A 15,891-nucleotide genomic window follows, 5' to 3' on the forward strand; every position below is an offset into this window, starting at 1 on the left:
TTGAACGGTTCAAAAACTGCGCTTGCTGTCCGAATTAGACATGGCATAATTCGCACATTCGTTCAATAGGCGAACAAATCCAAGTCCGGGAGACGCCGCCATGATGAGCCAGGAAGCGAACGATCTGATCACCCGCACCGGCCGCAAGGACCCTTGTGGGAAGCTGATGCGAAGTTACTGGCAGCCGGCGGCGCTGGTCGACGAGCTGGAAGGACCGCGCCCGGTGCGGCCGGTGCGCCTGCTCGGGGAAAACCTGGTGCTGTTTCGCGGCGAGGACGGCAGCTACGGCCTGATCGATCGGCACTGCGCGCATCGTGGCGCCGACCTCGCCTTCGGCCGGCTCGAGAATGGCGGGCTGCGCTGCGCCTTCCATGGCTGGCTGTTCGACACCTCAGGCCAGTGCATCGAGACGCCGGCCGAGCCTGCCGGCTCGCAGCTCTGCAAGGGCATCAGGCAGCGCTCCTATCCGGTGGTCGAGAAGAGCGGCATCCTGTGGGCTTACCTGGGCGAAGGCACCCCACCGGCATTTCCGGAGCTCGACTGCTTCGTCGCGCCCGGAAGCCATACGTTCGCGTTCAAGGGCCACATGAACTGCAACTGGTTGCAGGCGCTCGAGGTCGGCATCGACCCGGCGCACGCTTCCTTCCTGCACCGCTTCTTCGAGGACGAGGACACCTCGGCCGCCTACGGCAAGCAGTTCCGCGGCGCCTCGGCCGGCAGCGACATGCCGATGACCAAGATCCTGCGCGAATATGATCGCCCGATCATCAATGTCGAGCACACCGAATACGGCCTGCGCCTGATCGCGCTGCGCCAGCTCGATGACACCAGCACCCATGTGCGGGTGACAAATCAGCTGTTCCCGCACGGCTTCGTGATCCCGATGTCGACCGAGATGACGATCACGCAGTGGCACGTGCCGGTCGATGACGAGAACTGCTACTGGTATGCGATCTTCACCAGCTACGCGGCGCCGGTCGACAAGCAGAAGATGCGCGACCAGCGGCTCGAGCTCTACACGCTGCCCGACTACAAATCGCGCAAGAACCGCAGCAACGACTACGGCTTCGATCCGCACGAGCAGGCGACCGAGACCTATACCGGCATGGGCACCGACATCAACGTCCACGACCAGTGGGCGGTGGAATCGATGGGGGCGATCCAGGACCGCACCAACGAGCATCTCGGCCAGAGCGACAAGGCGATCGTGCAATATCGCCGCCTGCTGCGGCAGGAGATCGAGAAGGTTGGCGGCGGCGAGAAGCCGATGCTGTTCCTCGACGAGGCCTCCGCGCGCAGCATCCAGGGCCCGGCGACGATGGACGGCATCGGGCCGACGCTGGGCTGGGAGCTCTACTGGATGGAAGTCGACGTCAAGCGCCGCCGCGGCGCACCGTGGGCCGCTCCCGTGCCGCGCGAGATCGCCGGCAAGGTGCAGCATCTGACGGCGGCGGAGTGACCATGTCCTCCCGTCATTGCGAGCGCAGCGAAGCAATCCATCGCGCCGCTTGTGGAGAGGTGGATTGCTTCGTCGCTTTGCTCCTCGCAATGACGACTGAGAGAGGAGTGACACCTTGAGCTTCGTCGAGCGTCACGGCTTGTGGTCGGATGAGCAGAAGGAGGCCGCAAATCGCCTCCGCCGCATCGTCGAGGAGAAGAACCTCGAGGTCGTCAGGCTCTCATTCCCCGACCAGCACGGCATCCTGCGCGGCAAAACCCTGATCGCGAGCGAAGCGGTGCGCTCGCTGGAAGATGGCTGCTCCATCACCACGACGATGCTCGCCAAGGACACCTCGCACAAGACGGTGTTTCCGGTGTTCACATCAGGCGGCGGCTTCGGCATGAAGGAGATGGAGGGCGCGGCCGACGTGCTGATGGTCGCCGACCCCACCACCTTCCGCGTGCTGCCCTGGGCGCAAAACACCGGCTGGCTGCTGTGTGATCTCCATTTCAGCGACGGCCGCCCGGTGCCGTTCGCGACCCGCAACCTCTATCGCAGGGTGCTCGATCAGCTGGGAGGCCGCGGCTACGATTTCGTCGCCGGCCTCGAGGTCGAATTCCATTTGTTCAAGCTCGACGACGCGCATATGGCGCCGGAGGATGCCGGCCAGCCCGGACGGCCGCCATCGGTCAGCCTGCTGTCGCACGGCTATCAGTACCTCACCGAGCAGCGCTACGATCAGATGGAGCCGGCGCTCGAGATCATCCGCCGCGACATCATTGCGCTCGACCTGCCGTTGCGCACGGTCGAGGTCGAGTTCGGCCCGAGCCAGTGCGAATTCACCTTCGCGCCGACGGTGGGTCTTGCGCCCGCCGACACCATGGTGCTGTTTCGTTCGGCGGTGAAGCAGATCGCGCGCCGGCACGGCTACCACGCGACCTTCATGTGCCGGCCGAAACTGCCGAACGTGTTCGCGAGCGGCTGGCACCTGCACCAGTCGCTGGTGTCGCGGGCCAGCGGCGAGAACGTCTTCATGGCCAAGGAGAGCGGCGAGCCGCTCAGCCCGCTCGGCCGCGCCTGGCTTGCCGGCCTGATCGAGCACGCGCGGGCCTCGACCGTGTTCACAACGCCGACCATCAACGGCTACAAGCGCTACCGCTCCTATTCGCTGGCGCCGGACCGCGCGATCTGGGGCCGCGACAACCGCGGCGTGATGATCCGCGTGCTCGGCGGCGCGAATGATCCGGCGACGCGGCTGGAGAACCGGATCGGCGAGCCGGCCGCCAACCCCTATCTCTACATGGCGAGCCAGATCCTCTCCGGCCTCGACGGCGTCGACCGCAAGCTCGATCCCGGCCCGTCCGCCGACACGCCCTACGAGACCAAGGCCGCGCTCTTGCCGAAGTCGCTGCGCGAAGCCGTGTTCGCGCTCAACGACGATCCGTTCTTCCGCCAAGCACTGGGGCCGGAGTTCGTCGACTATTACGTCTTCATCAAGAATGCGGAGATCGAGCGTTTCCAGGCCGAGGTGTCGGACTGGGAGCACCGCGAATATTTCGAGATGTTTTGACGTGGCCCCTTCTCGTCGTCCCGGCGAAGGCCGGGACCCATACGCCGCGGCGGTATTGTGAGCGGGACTGGTCGTTCCAACATCGCGCAACAAGCAGCATTTGTGGTTGATGGGGTGGACGGCCCCCTACGGCATCAGTGTGCCAGAATGAGGTTGTTGCAAATCTCAGACAAGGGAGCCGTCCGTGAGAGAGATTATCCGCATTGGAATGGATACGTCGAAGCATATTTTTGTGCTGCATGGGGTTGATGCGGCGGAGCAGGCGGTGTTGCGCAAGAAGCTGTCGCGCAAGCAGGTGCTGGAGTTCTTTGCCAAACTGCCGCCGACCGTGGTCGGGATGGAGGCGTGCGGTGCGGCCCATTACTGGGCTCGGGAGCTTGGCAAGCTCGGCCATGAGGTGAAGCTGATGGCGCCGCAGCTGGTGAAGCCGTATGTGGAACGCAACAAGAATGACGGGCGAGACGCGGACGGGCTGTGCGAAGCGATGAGCCGGCCGCGGATGCGGTTTGTGCCGGTGAAGAGCGCCGAGCAGCAGGCCGCGCTGATGCTGACGGGCGTCCGCGACGGGCTAATCGCCCGCCGCACCCAGCTCAGCAATGCGATCCGCGGCTATGCGGCGGAGTTTGGCCTGATCGCCGCCAAGGGACTGGACAAGATCGAGCCGCTGCTGGCACGGATTGCGCAGGACGAGAGCCTTCCGGCGCTGGCGCGTGAGCTGTTCGCCATGCAGGGCCGCGACTACACGCAGCTGCAGGGCGAACTGAAGACGATCGAGGCCAAGCTTTTGGCCTGGCACCGGGCCAACGCCACGAGCCGCCGTCTGGCCCAGATCCCCTCGGTCGGTCCGATCATTGCGACGGCGTTGGTGATGAAGACCCCCGACCCGCACGCGTTCCGCTCCGGCCGGTGGTTCGCGGCCTGGCTCGGCCTGACACCCAAAGACCATTCCACCGCCGGCAAGACCAGGCTCGGCAAGATCACCCGCGCCGGCGACGAGACCCTGCGTCGGCTGCTCGTGGCAGGAGCCACTGCGGTGATCCGGCAAGCAAGGCTCGGACGCGGCCAGCCCTCGCGCTGGCTCGTTGCGCTGCTCAAGCGTAAGCCGCCGAAGCTGGCGGCGGTGGCGCTCGCCAACAAGGTTGCCCGCATCGCCTGGAAGCTGATGGTCACGGGCGAGAACTACGACGCCGCACGGATCAATGCCGCGCCGGCAATCGTCACCTAAGAGTTTGGCCGGCCGGACGCTGCACTCGCCGGCCGAACCGGAGCTGCAAGAGCAGATGGAATGATCGATCGATCCAGCACGCGAGACAAGCCGCGGGACCCATTGGCCTTCAGAAGGTCGCCAGGTTGTTTGGCACTCGCGTCGCGGAAACCATCTTGGCCCAGCGGTCAATCCGACCGCATCAAACAGGCCGGACATATGGATGACAGCGATCCGACCAGTTCCAGAAACCTCTTGTGCCACGGGGGCCGTCCACATATGGGTCCCGGCCTTCGCCGGGACGACGTCGAATATGGTGCGAGCGCACCGTCCCCGATCAAATCCCCAGATACTTGTGCTGCAGATCCGGCTCGGCGATCAGTTGCTCACTGGTCCCGCTCCACACCGTCTTGCCGCGCTCGATGATGTAGTGGCGGTCGGCGATGCGGGCGAGGTTTCCGACGTTCTTGTCGATCACCAGCACCGACTGCCCGCGCCCCTTCAGCATCGACAGGCAGTTCCAGATCTCGTCGCGGATCAGGGGTGCAAGGCCTTCGGTCGCCTCGTCGAGGATCAGGAGCTTCGGGTTGGTCATCAGCGCGCGGCCGATCGCGAGCATCTGCTGCTCGCCGCCGGACAGCGTGACGCCCATATTGCCTGATCGTTCGGCGAGCCGCGGAAACAGCGCGTGGATCTTTTCCAGCGTCCACGGATCGGAGACGCCGAATCGATTGCCTGAGGCGGCGACGAGATTTTCGCGCACCGTCAGGTTCGGAAAGATCTGGCGCCCCTCCGGCACGAGGCCGATGCCGAGCTTTGCGATTCTGTACGAAGGCAGCCCGCGCACCGCCTCGCCGGCGAAGCGGATGCCGCCGGCGCGGGCCGGCGTCAGGCCCATGATCGAGCGGATGGTGGTGGTCTTGCCCATGCCGTTGCGGCCCATCAGCGCGACCATCTCGCCCGACTTGATCTGCAGCGACAGGCCGAACAGCACCTGACTCAGGCCATAGCAGGTCTCGATCGCGTCGACTTCGAGCAGAGTGTCAGCCGCTTTCGTTTCAACCATGGCGCGTCACCGCATGCTGCTCGCCGAGATAGGCGCGCTTGACCTCTTCGTCCTTGCGGATCGCGTCGGGCGTGCCGCAGGCGATGACGCGGCCATAGACCAGCACCGTGATGCGATCGGCGAGCGCGAACACCGCCTCCATGTCGTGCTCGACCAGCACGATGGTCACTTCCTTGCGCAGCTCCTTCAGCAGCGCGACCATCCGCGCCGACTCGGTGACGCCGAGCCCGGCCATCGGTTCGTCCAGCAGCAGAAGCTGCGGCCTGGTGGCGAGCGCAACCGCGAGCTCGAGCTCCCGCTGCTCGCCATGGCTCAGTTGCGAGACCACGATATCGGCACGCTTGCCGAGGCCGACGCGCTCCAGCGCCGCGCGCGCGGTGTCGCGCAGATGCCGCTCCTTGCGTGCATTGCCCCAGAAGCGGAACGAGTGGCCGTCATGCGCCTGGGCGGCGAGTGCGACATTGTCGATCGCGGAAAAATCCCTCAGCAGCGAGGTGATCTGGAACGAGCGCGCCAGTCCGAGCCTGGAGCGCTTGTAGGACGGCAGGCCCGTGACGTCGCGGCCGGCGAAAGTAATGGTGCCGGAATTCGGCATCACTTGCCCGGTGAGCTGGCTGATCAGCGTGGTCTTGCCGGCGCCGTTGGGGCCGATGATGGCGTGCAGTTCGCCCGGGACCACCTCCATCGAGAGGTTGTCGGTCGCGGTGATGCCGCCGTAGCGGCGGACCAGATTGTCGACGCGGAGCAAGCAATCAGGCACGGCGCATCCTCCCGAGCAGGCCCATGATGCCGCCGCGCGCGAACAGCACGATCAGCAACAGCACCGGCCCCAGGATCAGGCCCGAGAATTCGGTGAACTGCGACAGCAGCTCCTCGAGCAGGAGATAGACGATCGCGCCGACGACGGGGCCGAACAGCGAGCCCATGCCGCCCAGGATCACCATGACCATCAAGTCGCCGGAGCGAGTCCAGTACATCACGGCGGGGCTGACGAAGTCGGTGTTGTTGGCGAGCAGCGCGCCGGCAAGGCCGCAGATCGTGCCTGCGATGACGAAGCAGACCAGGCGGTAGCGATTGGCGTGGAAGCCGATCGCCTGCATGCGCTGCTCGTTGGAGCGGACGCCCTGGACCACGAGGCCGAAGCGCGAATTGACGATGCGCCAGATCAGATAGAGGCCGCCGAACAGGCAGGCCAGGCACAGATAATAGAACTGGTTACGATCCGACAAGTTGATCAGGCCGGCGAAATCACTGCGCTTGTACACGGTAAGGCCGTCGTCGCCGCCGTAGCGCGACAGGCCGGAAGCGATGTAGTAGGCCATCTGCGCAAAGGCGAGCGTGATCATGATGAAGTAGACGCCGCGGGTGCGTAGCGACAGCGCGCCGATCACCAGCGCAAACAATGCGGAGACCACAAGCGCCACCGGCCACTGGATGAAGCCGGAGCCGATGCCCTCGGCGGCGAGGATGCCGACGGCATAGCCGCCGATGCCGAGATAGGCGGCGTGGCCGAAGCTCATCATGCCGCCATAGCCCATGATGAGGTTGAGGCTGGCGGCCGCCAGCGCGAAGATCACGATGCGGGTGAACAGCGTGAGGATGAAGATGTTGCCGGTGGCGGCCGAATAGACCGGCAGCAGCAGCAGGGCGGCGCACACCAGCGCCGCGACCGCATTGGAGGCGTTGAGCTTGGGCTTCATCGTTTGGCCGCCGGGAACAGGCCCTCGGGCCGCAGCACAAGGATGATGGCCATCAGGAGATAGATCAGCATCGAGGACAGCGCCGGCGCCGCGGTCGAGGCCGCCGCCCCGCTCAGCACCTTGCGCAAGAGGTCCGGCAGGAAGGCGCGGCCCATCGTGTCGATGATGCCGACGAAGAGCGCGGCCATGAAGGCGCCGCGGATCGAGCCGATGCCGCCGATCACGATGATGACGAAGGCCAGGATCAGGATGTTCTCGCCCATGCCGATCTGCACGGTGAGGATCGGCGCCTGCATCAGCCCGGCGAGGCCGGCGAGCGCGGCGCCAAGGCCGAACACCAGCGTGAACAGCAGCTTGATGTTGATGCCGAGCGCCCCGATCATCTCGCGGTTGGAGGCGCCGGCGCGGATCAGCATGCCGACGCGGGTGCGCATCACGACGAGATAGAGCAGCGCTGCGACCGCGAGCGCGACCAGGATGATCATCAGCCGGTAGGCCGGGTAATACACGCCGGGAATGATCTGCACCGGCACGGTGAGCCAGGCCGGCAGCGGAAGCGCGAGGCCGGCCGGGCCCCAGATCAACCGCACGGCGTCGTTGAAGAACAGGATCAGGCCGAACGTCGCCAGCACCTGGTCGAGATGGTCGCGGCCATAGAGATGCCTGAGCGCGACATATTCGAGCACGATGCCGAGCAGCAGCGTGGCGCCGAGCGCCATCAGCGCGCCGAGCACGAAGCTGCCGGTCCAGGCCACGAAGGTCGCCGCGAAATAGGCGCCCATCATGTAGAGCGAGCCGTGCGCCAGATTGACGAAGTCCATGATGCCGAACACCAGCGTGAGGCCGGCTGCCAGCAGGAACAGCAGGAGCCCGAATTGCAGGCCGTTCAGCAGTTGTTCGACGACGAGATACATGGATCCTTCATATCGGGCTGAAACAAAACAGCGGCAGCGCGCATGCGCCGCCGCTTATTGTTATTGGATGCACGATCGCCAATGAGAAAGCTCAACGTTTCGGCAGATCATGCACCGGCAGAAATTGCTACAAGGATCACTTCATCGAACACTTGTCGTGGAATCTGTCCTGGTCGTCCTTGACGATGGTCGCGACCGTCTTCAGCGAGAGCTGGCCGTCGGCATCCTTGACCACGTCCTGCAGATAGAAGTTCTGGATCGGGATGTGGTTGTTGCCGTACTTGAACGGGCCGCGCAGCGACTTGAAGTTGGCTTTCTCCATCTCCGCCTTCATCGCGTCCTTCTTGGTGAGGTCGCCCTTCACCGCGACGACGGCGCTGTTGATCAGCTGGGCGGCGTCATAGGCCTGGGCACCGTAATAGGTCGGGCGCAGGCCGGTGTACTTCTTGCGATAGTCCTCGACGAATTTCTTGTTCTCGGCGTTCGGCAAATCGTTGACCCATTCCTGCGCGCCGGGAATGCCGATCGCGTTGTCCTTCTGCAGCGGCAGCGACAATTCGTCGATGGTGAACGCGGTGTAGAGCGGGATCTGCGCCTTGATGCCGGCCTGAGCGTACTGGTTCAGGAACTGGACGCCGGCCGCACCCGGATAGAACACGAAGATCGATTCGGCCTTCGAATTGCGCGCTTTCGTCAGCTCGGCGGAGAAGTCGAGCTGGCTCGGCCACACCGTGTATTCCTCGCCGACCACCTCGCCCTTGAAGGTGCTCTTCACGCCCGCGAGCATGTCCTTGCCGGCGGCGTAGTTCGGGCCGATCAGGAACACCGACTTGACGCCCTTCTGGTTCATGTAGAGGCCCATCGCGGCGGGCGTCTGGTCGTTCTGCCAGGAGGTCGAGAACACGTAGGGCGAACACAATTCGCCGGCGAGCTGCGACGGACCGGCATTGGCCGAGATCAGAAAGGTTTTCGAGTCGACCGCGGTCTTCAGCGACGCCAGCAGCACGTTCGACCAGATGTAGCCGACGATGAAATCGACCTTGTCGGACTGCACCAGCTTCTCGGTCTTCTGCTTGCCGACATCGGGCTTCTGCTGGTCGTCCTCGTAGATCACCTCGACCGGTTTGCCGTCGATCTTGCGGCCGAGATGGTCGAGCGCGAGCTCGAAGGAATTGCGCATGTCGTTGCCGATCACGGCGGTCGGCCCGCTGAAGGTCGAGACGAAGCCGATCTTGACGCTGTCAGCCGCCGTCGCGGGCTGCGCGAGCGCCAGAGCCAGCCCTAGGCTCATGGCGCCTGCCAGCCAAAATGCCTTTTTCATATTCACTCCCCTCCTCAACCAAAGATCCCGCCGGGCTCGATCACGAGCGCCCGTGGGTCACGCTTTCCGCGCGTCGTTCTGTGTGTTTTGTGCGCGATATCGCAAGTGTGCAGCAAGCATGAACCGACGGCACTGCATTAGAACCTTCGGCGCATACCCCAGCACCGTGCATCATAATTCGTCAAAATCGACCATGGCAAGAAATATAATGCCGGTTGCGCAAGCAACGGATTGTCGCAGGGGGCAGCCCCGAGGCACCGCAATGCAGCAGGCTTTAGCGATCCGGTAAAGCACCCGGAAACCACCGGTCGACAAGCGCCCGCGCGCTTCATGGTCCGGAAAGCATCACCGGGCGACGCTGCCGCCAAAGGGGTGCGTCACATGCTGAACTACATCTTCGGCTTCAATGCCCGGATGGGCCGGTTGGCCTTCTTCTTGTGCAGCCTCGCGGTGGGCTTCGGCTTCGTGATGCTGGTCTACGGCATCACCGGCAACGTCCCGAGCGGCAGGATGGACGTGCTGCTGGCGCAGGCGTCGAACAGCCCCGCCTTGGTCATTTCCTTCTATGGCATGCTCGTCGTCTGCTTCATGCTGCAGTCGATGCGGGTGCGTGACATGGGATGGGATCCGGTCTGCGTGATGACGGCATGGATCGCGCTCCTGATGCTTGACAAGGCCATTGCCGGACGATTTCCCGAATATGCGCTGACCTATCATCACACCGAAACGGTGGTCGGCGCGGCCGTCAATGGCGCGATGAACATCGTCCTGCTGGTCTGGCGGGGTGGCGGCTATGTCGAAGAACCGCCGCCGCTGCCGAGCGACAGCAGCGGCGGCATGTTTCAGCGAAGCAGCGCACCGGCCGCCGCCGGCAGTCGCATCACGCGGATTGCCAACGGCGAATTCGGCGGAAAGACGCGGTAGCGGGACGTCGACCACTACCCTTCATCCACCGCCCATTCGGCGCCGTCGATCGCATATGGCGCGTGGCGGAAATCCCTGATCGTCGCGACCTTGTCGGCCGACCAGTCGAGCAGCATGAACGATCGCGGCGGCGCGTCCAGAGCGTCCGGATCGAACACCAGGATCGCGGGACGGCCCTCGACCTGTCCGGTCACCAGGTGCCAGTCGTCGATCTTCGAATAATTGCCGAAGTAGCGCGACACCTCGGCCTTGCCGTTCAGCCGCGTCCGGTTGACAAGCTCGAGCCTGATGTCATCGGCGATCATGGCGCGGATGGCGTCGAAGTCGCGGGCGTTGAAGCGGTTGACATAGGCGTTCAACCTGATGCGATCATCGCTCGACAGGCCGGGCCGGGGCGCATCGTCAGGCTCGCGGGCGAATTCACGCAGTTGCGTGCGTCCGCGATGCAGCGCCGCCTTCACCGCGGGCAGGCTGAAATCCATGATGCCGCAGATCTCCTGCAACGAGCAGCCCAGCACATCCATCAGGATCACGCTGGAGCGCTGCGCCACCGGCAGCCGCATGAAGGTGCGCAGGCTGCCTGCCGCGATCTCGCGGCGACTGAAATCATCGAGCTCTCCGGCCATCATGTCCACCTCCTCCGGCGCGTGCAGCGCTTCCCGGCGGTTGCGCCGCCTGAGGAAATCGAGCGCGGTGTTGTGCGCGATCCGGAACAGCCAGGCTTCGGGATTCTGGATCGGGGCGGCGGACGCGACAGCCTCCACCGCCTTGATCAACGCGTCCTGCAGCACATCCTCGCCGTCGATGACGGATCCGACCATGCGGGCGCAGTAGCGATGCAGCCTCGGCCGCATCGCCGCCAGCAACGCGTCGACCTCGGCTGCGGCCGGCGCTCGGGGTGGTGACGTCATGATGGCTCCGCCGGATTGGTTCAAGGCTCGTCGGTTCACGGCTCATCCAGCATACGATAATTGCCGACAATCACCGCACTGCGAACCAGCGGCGGCTCGGCGCAGCGATCGCGGATGCCGTCCTGGAAGGCCTGGAATGCGGCCAGCTCCGGGATCGGGCTCGAGCCGTCCTCGGCGGTGGTCTCGACCATATGGATGAAGGTGTCGTCCTCCAGCCGCAGGGTCAGATAGCGCACGCCATCCGGGCTGGCCGCCTTCAATTCGGCGAATACGGCAGCCACCAGCTCGGCGTTCTTGTCCGCCAGCTCCGGCTTCGCCTTGTACCTGATCAGGGTCCGTCTCATCACAACCTCCTCGGTTCTGCGGCCTGAACCGGCCACGTCAGACCCAAGGACGTTTGCGGACCACCAAAGGATGCGGTCCCGCAAAAATAATTATCGGCCGAATCCTTTGCCCATCCCGGTTCGTCTTGGCCTGCGAAGCGCGCCGCAACCCTGCGGCACGCCAATGGAGAACGGACCATGCAGACCCCTCGAGAGCGCAACGAGCAGCGCTGGGTGCTCGGCCTCACCGCGCTGGCATCCTTCATGATGGCGCTGGACGCCATGATCATGACCACGGCCTTCGCCACCATCCGCGCCGATTTCGGCAGCCCGGTGGAGACGCTGCAATGGACCGTCAACGCCTTCAATTTGACCTTCGCGGTGTTGCTCTTGACCGGTGCTGCGCTCGGCGACCGTTTTGGACGGCGCAGGATGTTCGCGATCGGGATCGCGCTGTTCGTCGTGGCATCCGCGGCCTGCGCGCTGGCCGGCAACGCCGCCGCACTGATCGCCGCCCGCGCCTTGCAAGGCGCAGGCGCCGCACTGGTGATGCCGCTGGCGATGGCGATCCTGAGCGGCGCCTTCGGCCGCGAGGACCGCGCCCGCGCGCTCGGCATCTTCAGCGGCATCACCGGCTGCGCGCTGATCATCGGTCCCGCGATCGGCGGCTTCATCACCGAGCATCTCGGCTGGCGCTGGATCTTCTGGATCAATTTGCCGATCGGCCTCGTTGCGATTCCACTGGTGATCACGCGCCTGCGCGAAAGCTTCGGACCAAAGGCGCCGCTCGACATCGCCGGACTGATACTGGTCGCACTCGCGGCGCTTGCCCTGGTCTGGGGCCTGCTGCGCGGCAATAGCGTCGGATGGGCCAGCGCCGAAGCGACGGGCGCGCTGATCGGCGGCGTCGCGCTGGCCGCGATGTTCGTGCTGTGGGAGCTGCGTACTGCAAGCCCGATGGTGCCGATGCGGCTGTTCGCTTCAAGACCGTTTGCGTCCGGCATGGCCGCAAGCGTGCTGTTCTACGCCGCGATGTACGGCGTGCTATTCCTGCTGCCGCAGTTCCTGCAGATCGCGCTCGGCTTCGATGCCTTCGGCGCCGGGCTGCGCCTGATACCATGGACCGCGACATTGTTCGTCACGGCGCCGATCGCCGGCGCCGTCGTCAACCGATTCGGTGAGCGCACGCTTGTCGTCACCGGCCTCCTGATGCAGGCGGTCGGGCTCGGCTGGATCAGCGAGATCGGGTCTCCGTCCGTGTCCTATTCCGCGCTGGTCGTGCCGTTGGTGCTTGCCGGCGTCGGCGTCTCGATGGCGATGCCGGCCGCGCAGAACGCGGTGCTGAGCTCCGTTTCCGTCAGCGAGATGGGCAAGGCCTCGGGCGTCTTCAACATGGGCCGCTTCCTCGGCGGCATGTTCGGCATCGCGGCGCTGGTGGCAAGCTTCACGGCCAATGGTGCTGCCGATTCATCCGGACATTTCACCAGCGGCTTCGCTGCGGCGATGAGCCTTGCGGCGACGCTGTCGCTCGCCGGCGCTGTCGCGGGACTGTTCCTGCCGATGCGGCAACGCGCGGTTGCAGCGGCTGCGCCGCAGGATGCGTGAGGCGTGCGGCGATTGGGTTTTGCTATCGGGCGATCGGGCATTTCGTGTTGGAATGAGGCTGCGAATGATTACATAATCAGGTGACGAAGCCGTTCGACAGCGGGGACGACATCAGATGACGCAAGCGCCGACCAAACCTCATCGCGTGGTGATCGTCGGCGCCGGCTTCGGCGGGCTGGAAGCCGCCTTCGGTCTTCGCGGCGCGCCGGTCGAGATCACGCTGATCGACCGCCGCAACCATCATCTGTTCCAGCCGCTGCTCTATCAGGTCGCGACCGCGTCACTGGCAACCAGCGAGATCGCCTGGCCGATCCGCTATCTCTTGCGCGACCGTCGCGAGGTGACGACGCTGTTTGCCAATGTCTGCGGCGTCGATGCGGCGGCAAAGCAGGTGCAGCTCGACGACGGCGGCAGCATTCCCTACGACACGCTGATCCTCGCCACCGGCGCGCGCCACGCCTATTTCGGCCATGACGAATGGGAGCCGTTCGCGCCCGGCCTGAAGACGCTGGAGGACGCGACGACGCTGCGGCGACGCATCCTGGTCGCCTTCGAGCGCGCCGAGCGCGAGACCGATCCCGACAAGCGCGCGGCGCTCTTGACCTTCGTCATCATCGGCGCCGGGCCCACCGGCGTCGAGATGGCCGGCACCATCGCCGACCTCGCCAAGGACACGCTGCCCAGCGACTTCCGCCACATCGACACGCGCAAGGCGCGCGTGGTTCTGATCGAAGCCGGGCCGCGCGTGCTGGCGGGATTTCCCGACGATCTGTCGGCCTATGCGCAAGCGTCGCTGGAAAAGCTCGGCGTCGAGGTGATGCTGGGCGAACCGGTCACCGAATGCTCGGCCGACGGCGTGATGTTCGGCGGCAAGCGGCTGGAGGCGCGCACCATCGTCTGGGCCGCCGGCGTGCGCGCTTCGCGCGCCGCCGAGTGGCTGAACGCGCCGGCCGATCGCGCCCATCGGCTGCAGGTCGAGCCGGATCTCAGCGTGCCGGGCCATCCCGATGTCTTCGCCGTCGGCGACACCGTCACGATCAAGGACCCCGACGGCAACCCGGTGCCCGGCATCGCGCCGGCCGCCAAGCAGGAGGGGCGCTACGTCGCCGCGCTGATCAAGGCCCGGCTCGACGGCAAGACGCTGCCGCCGTTCCGCTACAAGCATGCCGGCAGCCTGGCACAGATCGGGAAGAAGAAAGCGGTGATCGATTTCGGCTGGCTCAAGCTGCGCGGCTCGCTGGCATGGTGGATCTGGGGCCTCGCCCACATCTACTTCCTGATCGGCGTGCGCCACCGGATTGCGGTAGCGATGAACTGGCTCTGGATCCACACCCGCGACCAGCGCGCCGCGCGGCTGATCACGCAAGGCAGCAGCAAGGTCGCGCAGTAGGCATTCGCGGGTTACGCACTCAGTCTATCTCCTCATCCTGAGAGGCTGTGACCCTATTTGAAGTTAGCAGCTGCGGCAAAGCGGGATTGGGCTTTGACGATTTGATGGCCAGGCTTCAAGCTGCAGCCTGGAGCAGGCGGTGGCCGGCCAGGATGTTGTTGGTGAGTGCGAACCAGCGCAGGACCGTCTGGACCTTTTTGAGGCCGCGTACGGTGAACTGCTGCAGGCCCCAGTTGCGGAAGCGAGCGTTGATACACTCCGCCTGGGCTCGACGCTTGTAGATCGACTTGCCACGTGGGCTCTTCATGCGGGCTCGCCAGGCGGCGACGCCGGGCCCATCGTTGTCGCGTGGCTCATATGGGTCGCGCTGGTGCTTGCTGCGTGAAGGCGGCCCGTAGACCTTGATGCCGCGGTCAGCCGCCCACTCGGTATCCTCATTCTTGTTGAAGCCGCCGTCGATCAGCAACCGCTTCGGCCATCGGCCATGGCGGCGGTTGATCTCCTCCAGCATCGGCCGGGCCAAGCCGCGGTCGGAGCCGACGGTTTTGACGTCCGGGATGATCACGATCTGGCCACCGGCGACGGTCGAGAGCTGGCAATTGTAGGCGGGGCGGAAGCCGCCATCGGCCATTTTCATGACGCGGGCATCGGGGTCGGTGGTGGAGGCGCGCGGCTCCTTCTGCTTCTCGACCTCCTTCTTGTTGGTCTTGCTGCGCCGTTCGCGTTCCGCCTCGATCTCGGCCAGCTTTTTCAGCGCTGCCGCCACGCGCTGCTCGCGTTCACGCAGGGCCCGTTCGTTGGCCGCAGCGATCCGCCGGCTGCTGGCTTGCGGATCGTCGGCTGCTTCGTCCTTCAGCTGTCGGATCAATCGTTGCGCCTTGCGCAACTCCTTGTGAAGCTTCCTGCGGCGGCGGAACGACTTGCTCCCAGCCGAGGCACGTACCCGCACTCCGTCCTGCGCCACCTCATCGAGGTCGATGATCTCGGCCACCGACAGGCTGGCGATGTTTTCGCTCAACAGCCGATCCAGAAGCTCCGGATGCGCCGTGCGGAAGTCGGCAAGGCCGTGATAGTTCACACTCACCCCGCCGCAGAGCCACCGATAGACGTCGTGGCTCTCACACAGCCTGGCCAGCGCTCGCGCGCTGCCAACCCCCTCGCTCGTCGCATAAAGCCACAGTGCCAGTAAAAGCCGCGGGCTCGCCGGGGCCTGTCCCGCCGTGTGGGTTCGAGCTCTAATCGCCTCTTCAAGCTCGCCCAGATCAAGCTTCTCGACGTAAGCCCAGATCACCCGGACTGGATGATCGGCGGCTACCAGCGCCTCCAGATCGACTGCCCGAAGCTCGATCTGATCGCGTACCGGTTCCCGCATCCGCGGCTGCCCCGGATCGCTCTCCCGCTCAGCTTTCTGTACCGGAAGATCGGCAAACAGTTCGTCGCCAGGCATCGCTGCACCTCTCGGATAGTACAGCTGCAGGAATCACTCCGCGTAGGAAAACTCAACCCTCATCCCGAACAAAGA

At 65.0% G+C, this 15,891-nt stretch carries 14 protein-coding genes; 6 read left to right on the forward strand and 8 right to left on the reverse strand.

Annotated elements, in window-relative coordinates; genetic code table 11:
• The first annotated feature begins 100 nt into the window (after positions 1–100).
• The 3 genes from ACVILL_RS08700 to ACVILL_RS08710 all read left to right on the forward strand — a co-directional run bounded on the left by ACVILL_RS08700 (position 101) and on the right by ACVILL_RS08710 (position 4,236).
• A complete protein-coding gene (locus ACVILL_RS08700; protein WP_456728691.1) occupies positions 101–1,459 on the forward strand; it encodes an aromatic ring-hydroxylating dioxygenase subunit alpha in 1,359 nt (452 codons plus the stop codon).
• 115 nt (positions 1,460–1,574) lie between these two features.
• Entirely contained in the window at positions 1,575–3,011 is a 1,437-nt protein-coding gene (locus tag ACVILL_RS08705) for a glutamine synthetase family protein (protein WP_456728692.1), read from the forward strand.
• 184 nt (positions 3,012–3,195) lie between these two features.
• Complete coding sequence (locus ACVILL_RS08710) at positions 3,196–4,236, forward strand: IS110 family RNA-guided transposase (RefSeq protein ID WP_456728609.1); 1,041 nt, start codon at positions 3,196–3,198, stop codon at positions 4,234–4,236.
• 316 nt (positions 4,237–4,552) lie between these two features.
• Here the strand turns inward: ACVILL_RS08710 and ACVILL_RS08715 are convergent, their stop codons facing one another.
• From ACVILL_RS08715 to ACVILL_RS08735, 5 genes are all read right to left on the reverse strand, one after another.
• Positions 4,553–5,281, reverse strand: a complete 729-nt coding sequence (locus tag ACVILL_RS08715; protein WP_456728693.1) for an ABC transporter ATP-binding protein — start codon at positions 5,279–5,281, stop codon at positions 4,553–4,555.
• Positions 5,274–6,041: an ABC transporter ATP-binding protein gene (locus ACVILL_RS08720; protein WP_456728694.1), complete on the reverse strand. Its 768-nt coding sequence runs from the start codon at positions 6,039–6,041 to the stop codon at positions 5,274–5,276. Before ACVILL_RS08720 ends, ACVILL_RS08715 begins: the two co-directional genes overlap by 8 nt.
• A complete protein-coding gene (locus ACVILL_RS08725) occupies positions 6,034–6,981 on the reverse strand; it encodes a branched-chain amino acid ABC transporter permease (RefSeq protein WP_456728695.1) in 948 nt (315 codons plus the stop codon). The genes ACVILL_RS08720 and ACVILL_RS08725 overlap by 8 nt, the downstream gene beginning before the upstream one ends.
• Positions 6,978–7,895, reverse strand: a complete 918-nt coding sequence (locus tag ACVILL_RS08730; protein ID WP_456728696.1) for a branched-chain amino acid ABC transporter permease — start codon at positions 7,893–7,895, stop codon at positions 6,978–6,980. The genes ACVILL_RS08725 and ACVILL_RS08730 overlap by 4 nt, the downstream gene beginning before the upstream one ends.
• 136 nt (positions 7,896–8,031) lie before the next feature.
• A complete protein-coding gene (locus tag ACVILL_RS08735) occupies positions 8,032–9,216 on the reverse strand; it encodes an ABC transporter substrate-binding protein (protein WP_456728697.1) in 1,185 nt (394 codons plus the stop codon).
• Between the two features lie 231 nt (positions 9,217–9,447).
• On the opposite strand from ACVILL_RS08735, the gene ACVILL_RS08740 reads away from it, so the two are divergent.
• Positions 9,448–10,140 (forward strand): DUF805 domain-containing protein, encoded by a 693-nt coding sequence (locus ACVILL_RS08740; protein ID WP_456728698.1) that lies wholly within the window; start codon positions 9,448–9,450, stop codon positions 10,138–10,140.
• 14 nt (positions 10,141–10,154) lie between these two features.
• On the opposite strand, the gene ACVILL_RS08745 is transcribed toward ACVILL_RS08740, so the two are convergent.
• Both ACVILL_RS08745 and ACVILL_RS08750 read right to left on the reverse strand, forming a co-directional pair.
• Positions 10,155–11,051, reverse strand: coding sequence for a sigma-70 family RNA polymerase sigma factor (locus tag ACVILL_RS08745; protein ID WP_456728699.1), 897 nt, complete (start codon positions 11,049–11,051; stop codon positions 10,155–10,157).
• A 35-nt stretch (positions 11,052–11,086) separates the two neighbouring features.
• Positions 11,087–11,395 (reverse strand): hypothetical protein, encoded by a 309-nt coding sequence (locus tag ACVILL_RS08750; protein WP_456728700.1) that lies wholly within the window; start codon positions 11,393–11,395, stop codon positions 11,087–11,089.
• 177 nt (positions 11,396–11,572) lie between these two features.
• Here ACVILL_RS08750 and ACVILL_RS08755 point away from each other — a divergent pair, with 177 nt between their 5' ends.
• Positions 11,573–12,979 carry an MFS transporter gene (locus ACVILL_RS08755; RefSeq protein WP_456728701.1) on the forward strand — a complete coding sequence of 469 codons (1,407 nt, stop codon included), beginning with the start codon at positions 11,573–11,575 and terminating at the stop codon, positions 12,977–12,979.
• Between the two features lie 115 nt (positions 12,980–13,094).
• Positions 13,095–14,369, forward strand: a complete 1,275-nt coding sequence (locus ACVILL_RS08760) for an NAD(P)/FAD-dependent oxidoreductase (protein ID WP_456728702.1) — start codon at positions 13,095–13,097, stop codon at positions 14,367–14,369.
• 115 nt (positions 14,370–14,484) lie between these two features.
• On the opposite strand, the gene ACVILL_RS08765 is transcribed toward ACVILL_RS08760, so the two are convergent.
• Positions 14,485–15,816 carry an IS1182 family transposase gene (locus ACVILL_RS08765; protein WP_456728556.1) on the reverse strand — a complete coding sequence of 444 codons (1,332 nt, stop codon included), beginning with the start codon at positions 15,814–15,816 and terminating at the stop codon, positions 14,485–14,487.
• Positions 15,817–15,891 lie beyond the last annotated feature (75 nt).

Source organism: Bradyrhizobium sp. USDA 3364 (assembly GCF_054056355.1).